A 4,278-nucleotide genomic window follows, 5' to 3' on the forward strand; every position below is an offset into this window, starting at 1 on the left:
ACGCCGCTGGACCGCGACGGGTCGGGGGTGGCAGCGCCCGGGCCGCCCTGGTCGGCGGCCACCCGGTCCGCCGTCGCCGCCGTGGCCACCGTTGCCGTCGGTGCCGCCGGTGCCGCCGGTGCCAACCGCGCCGCCGGCGCCCGCGGCGCCGCCGTGGCCGCCCTTGCCGCCGATGCCGCCGTGGTCGAGGTCATTGCCCGTCGTGGTGAAGTTGGCGCCGGTCCCGCCGTCGCCGCCACGACCGCCGTCACCGCCCTGGCCGCCCGAACCGTTCGTTCCGCCCGCCCCGCTGTTGCCGCCGTGACCGCCCGCACCGCCGGTCCCACCGTCGAAGCCGACATCACCCTGGCCGGCGTTGACGGCCTCCGCGCCGGCCGCCCCGACGTCACCGTCGCCGCCGGCGCCGCCCTTGCCGCCGTCACCGCCGGTGCCCGCGTGACCCGCGGTGCCCGCAGCACCCGCACCGGTGCCGGCCGCACCGCCAGCACCCGCGTCGCCGCCGGTGCCGGGGGCGCCGCCGTTGCCGCCGGCCGCGCTGGACCCGCGCCGCTGGCGCCCTCGCCACCGTCGCCGCCCTGGCCGCCATGGCCGCCGACCCCACCATTGCCGTTGACGCCGCCGACGCCCGCGCTGCCGCCGTGCCGCCGGCCCCGCCGGTCCCCCCGCCGAAGCCCTGACCGCCTTGGCCGGAGCTGACGCCCACCGCGCCGGGCGTGCCGACGTCACCTGCGCCACCGGCACCGCCGGTGCCGCCCTGGCCGCCGGTTCCCGCGTGACCCGCCACGCCGGCGGTCCCGCCCATCATCCCTCTGTTGGCGCCACCGGCGCCGCCGGCACCGGCGCTACCGCCCGTCCCGCCGGTACCACCGTCGCCGCCAGCCACGCCGGAGCCCACGCCGCTCGCCCCGGCACCGCCGGTGCCGCCCATGCCGCCCTGACCGCCGGCCCCACCCGCGCCGCCGGCCCCACCGAACAGCGCCTGGTTGGCCCCACCGGCCCCACCGTTGCCGCCGGCCCCACCGGCAAAGCCGTCACCACCGTGGCCGTTGCTGACGCCCACCGTGCCGGTCGGCCCGACCAGACCTTGAGCACCCATACCGCCGATCCCGCCGGCCCCACCGTTACCGCCGCCCAGAAGCCCGTTGGCACCGCCGGCCCCACCGTTGCCGCCGTTCCCGCCGGCGGCGGTGGCGTTGCCGCCCGCCCCACCGGCGCCGCCGTGGCCCCACAGCCCGGCCGACCCGCCGGCCCCGCCGTTCCCGCCGTTGGCGGCGTTTGCGCCCGACCCGCCGTTGCCCCCGTTGCCGAAGATCCACCCGCCATCGCCGCCGGCCTGCCCGGTACCGGCCGCGCCGTTGGCGCCGTCACCGAACAGCGGGCGCCCGGTCAGGTCCTTCACCGGCGAGAACGGGTTCGCCGCGAGGGCCTGCAGGTCGTGCTCCAACGTGCCCAACGGTGAGGAGTTGGCGGCCTCGGTGGCCGCATACGCGATCCCGCCCGAGGACATCAACTGCACGAACTGGTCATGGAAGGCGGCCGACTGCGCGCTGAGCGCCTGAAACTGCTGTCCGAAACCGCCGAACAACTGCGTCAGCACCGCCGACACCTCGTCGGCGGCCGCCGGCGCAATTCCCGTGGTCGACGGGGCCGCCGCCGCGGTCGCTTCCCTGATCGCCTCCCCGATCGCGCTCAAGTCGGTGGAGGCACTGGCCAAGGCCTCAGGTGCTGCGATCAGGTAGGACGACATCTTGGGCTCCCATCGAACATTCCGCACATTAGGGGATTTACCTCAGAACCGTACTATAGGCATGTTTGGACGGATGTAAAGCGACTTTTGGTATTTTCATATATTTCGCCGGCCTCCCGGCCCGATGGCCATTGGGGCGATTGATGCCCGAAGCCGCGACCCCGTCGGGTCAGCGTCGTGGGCATCGGACTGCGTCAGCACCACGAGCAGAAAGCTGGCGAACCGGTCGGGCGCGACCAAGAATCGGGACAGCACGCCGACGGTGACGTTCAGCTTGTTCTCGACCACCGCGGCCGCGGCGTGCCCCCCACGGCCTCCCTCGGTTACCTTGCCGCACAGCGATTTTCACGCGGAACGTCGAATGCGCACGCCCAACCGCCAGTCCGCTCGCCGGGCCGGGCCGTGTCAGTGCCCTCACCTACAGTTGCAGCTGTGTTCGTCACCGGTGAAACCGTCGTCTACAGCGCGTCGGACCTCGCGTCCGCCGCCAGGTGCGAATACGCGCTCCTGCGGGATTTCGACGCGAAACTCGGCCGCGGCCCCACCGTGTTTGCCGAGGACGAACTGCTCGCCCGAACCTCCGCCCTGGGCACCGAACACGAACGACGCCGCCTCGACCGATACCGCGACGAGTTCGGCGACGCGGTCGCGGTCATCGGTCGCCCGGCCCACACGCTGGCCGGCTTCGCGGCCGCCGCCGAGGCAACCCGGCGCGCGATCGCCAACCGAGCCCCGGTGGTGTATCAGGCCGCTATGTTCGACGGCCGATTCGTCGGCTTCGCCGATTTCCTGGTGCTCGACGGCGAGCAGTACCGGGTTGCCGACACCAAACTGGCCCGCTCGCCAAAAGTGCCCGCGTTGCTGCAGCTGGCCGCCTACGCCGACGCGCTCGCCGGCTCGGGCGTCCCGGTCGCGCCCGAGGCCGAGCTGGAGCTGGGCGACGGCGCCGTCGTGCGCTACCGCGTCGGCGACCTGGTCCCCGTTTACCGTTTCCGGCGCGCGCTGTTGCAGCGCCTGCTCGACGAGCACTACGCCGCGGGCACCCCGGTGCGCTGGGACGACCAAAACGTCAGCGCGTGTTTCCACTGCCCGCTGTGCACAGAGCAGTTGCGCGCCACCGACGACCTGCTGCTGGTCGCCGGGATGCGAGTCACCCAGCGCGACAAGCTGATCGACGCCGGCATCACCACGGTCGCCGAGCTGGCCGACCGCACGACGCCGGTGCACGAGCTGGCGCCCAGCGCCCTGACCAAGCTGACCGCACAGGCCAAACTGCAAGTCCGCCAACGCGACACCGGCACCCCACAGTTCGAGGTCGTCGACCCGCAGCCGCTGACCCTGCTGCCCGAGCCGGACCCCGGTGACCTGTTCTTCGACTTCGAAGGCGACCCGCTGTGGACGGCCGACGGGCACGACTGGGGCCTCGAGTATCTGTTCGGCGTCCTGGAGGCCGGCGGGAATTTCCACCCACTATGGGCGCACAGCCGGGTCGACGAGCGCAAGGCGCTCGTCGACTTCCTCACGATGGTGAAAAAGCGCCGCAAGCGCCGCCCCAACATGCACATCTACCACTACGCGCCCTACGAGAAGACCGCGCTGCTGCGGCTCGCCGGCCGGTACGGGGTCGGCGAGGACGACGTCGACGAACTGCTGCGCAGCGGCACGCTGGTCGACCTCTATCCCCTGGTGCGCAAGAGCATTCGGGTGGGCGCCGAGTCGTTCGGCCTCAAGGCGCTCGAGCCGCTGTACATGGGCTCGCTGCTGCGCGCCGGTGACGTCACGACGGCCGCCGAGTCGATCACCTCATACGCCCGCTACTGCCAGCTCAAGGACGAGGGCCAACTGGACGACGCCGCGTCCCTGCTCAAGGAGATCGAGGACTACAACCACTACGACTGCCGCTCGACGCAGGCATTGCGCAACTGGCTGATGCTGCGCGCCTACGAATCCGGCGTCGTACCCGTTGGCGCGCAACCGGTTCCGGAGGGCAACCGGGTCGAGGACCGCGACCAGCTGGCGATGACGTTGTCGGCGTTCACCGGTGACGCCGGCGTCGCCGACCGCACGCCCGAGCAGACCGCGATCGCACTGGTGGCCGCGGCGCGCGGCTACCACCGCCGCGAGGACAAGCCGTTCTGGTGGGCGCACTTCGACCGGCTGAACTTCCCGGTCGAGGAGTGGGCCGACGACACCGACGTCTTCATCGCCGATGAGGCGTCGGTCGACGCCGACTGGCACACCCCGCCCCGCGCACGAAAGCCGCGGCGCCGCGTGCGCCTCAAGGGAGAGCTGGCGCGCGGCGAATTGACGACCGACGTCTTCGCGCTCTACGAGCCCCCGGCCCCGCCGAGCATGGCCGACAACCCCGACCGGCGCGCGGCCGGTCGCGCCGAGATCTTGGCGGTCGACGATCCGGCGGTGCCCACCGAGGTGACCATCGTCGAGCGGGTCGGCAACGACGGCAACACCTTTGACCAGCTGCCGTTCGCGCTCACCCCGGGGCCGCCCATTCCCACCACGGCGCTGCGGGC

At 72.9% G+C, this 4,278-nt stretch carries 1 protein-coding gene and 2 pseudogenes; 1 reads left to right on the plus strand and 2 read right to left on the minus strand.

Annotated elements, in window-relative coordinates; translation table 11 throughout:
* Together A5706_RS34930 and A5706_RS34165 are read right to left on the minus strand one after the other, a co-directional pair.
* Positions 1–1,747, minus strand: a pseudogene (locus A5706_RS34930) (PE family protein); the annotation flags it as partial.
* A 168-nt stretch (positions 1,748–1,915) separates the two neighbouring features.
* Positions 1,916–2,086: pseudogene (locus tag A5706_RS34165) on the minus strand (hypothetical protein); the annotation flags it as partial.
* A gap of 93 nt (positions 2,087–2,179) precedes the next feature.
* Here A5706_RS34165 and A5706_RS08965 point away from each other — a divergent pair.
* Positions 2,180–4,278 (plus strand): TM0106 family RecB-like putative nuclease (locus A5706_RS08965; protein WP_156767024.1); only part of this gene is annotated, 2,099 nt, incomplete at its 3' end.

Source organism: Mycobacterium sp. E796, from assembly GCF_001672815.1.
GTDB lineage: Bacteria > Actinomycetota > Actinomycetes > Mycobacteriales > Mycobacteriaceae > Mycobacterium.